The organism is Hungatella hominis, from assembly GCF_014288005.1.
In the GTDB taxonomy this organism is placed as follows: domain Bacteria; phylum Bacillota; class Clostridia; order Lachnospirales; family Lachnospiraceae; genus Hungatella; species Hungatella effluvii.
The window spans coordinates 1-1,173 of record NZ_JACOPB010000065.1 but is presented as its reverse complement, the minus strand read 5'-3'; the positions used below and the strand labels follow the sequence as shown (position 1 = coordinate 1,173).

Below are 1,173 nucleotides of genomic sequence, written 5' to 3'. Positions count from 1 at the left end.
CTTTCTAGGAAACTTCGCAAATCGGCCAAGATAGTGTATAATGGACTTGAAATAAAAAATCACATAACAAAAGAGCGAATGTAGTGATTCGCCACGACGTTGATTATGTAGTTTTTTGTTTTGGTTTAGACTGCGCTGTCTGACGGCAAAGAAAGAATAAGGGGCATGGAACTATCCATAACCCATTACCTTTCGGAATCGTTCAAACAGCGCAGTTTTTTGTAGTAAACTTCTAAAACCAACATAGAAGTGCCACACTTCGGACATTTGAGTGGGTCATATCCAAACGTCAGAATAATCGAGTTACGCCAATCCAGAAGACTGGAAAGATAGCGTTGTTTCTGAGGGGATAAACATTGCCGAAGATTTTTTTCCTGTTTATGATGTTTTGCATAAATACCGTAGTAACGAACCATTTTGAAGTGCTTGTCAGGGATATGAATAATCAGGCGTTTTATAAAATCAATGACGGGGAGGCATTCTGTAACCGTCTTGTGATCCTCATGCCTGGTGTAATGAAACGTCACGGAGTCACCATCGTAAGAATCAATTCTGGAGGCAGCAATAACCGGTCGTCCGAGATATCGGCTGATATACTTAATGGTGATATCTGGAGAGCAGAGATTGGGTTTGGCACGGACGTAAAAACCATCCGGGTGATCCTTATAAATCTGATTTTTAAGTTTAAGGAAAGAAGAACCGAGTTTATGCGCAAGTTTTTCTAAAAGAACCTTACGGAAAGCAAAGCGTAAAAATCTGAAATCAAAATGTTTGTTTGGACGCCAGGAGGTAAAATTACCGGCCCCGCCCTCGGAAATGAGCGCATGGATATGAGGATTCCATTTGAGGTCTCTACCAAAAGAGTGAAGGACACAAATAAACCCGGGAGTAAAGTTTTCAGTTTTATTAAGTTTAGAAAACATACGAAGGACGACATCTCGGACGGCATGAAAAAGACAATTCAAAAGAGAATGATCCTTAAGAAAGTAGATGCGAAGTTCCTCTGGAATCGTAAAGACACAGTGTCTGTGGTTACAGGAAATGAGCTTGCAGGACATACGAAAAGCCCGTTTCTGATTATACATGTTACCACAAGATGGACAGAAACGGCTTTTGCAGGAAAAAGGTACAGATTTAAGTTTACCACAATGGGGACAGCCGTAGACAGCTTGT

1 protein-coding gene is annotated in these 1,173 nt (G+C 40.8%); it reads right to left on the bottom strand.

Going from position 1 to position 1,173, the window contains the following annotated elements; genetic code table 11:
• Window positions 1-185 precede the first annotated feature (185 nt).
• Window positions 186-1,173: IS91 family transposase (locus H8S75_RS33710; RefSeq protein WP_187024974.1), on the bottom strand; the 988-nt coding region annotated here is incomplete at its 5' end.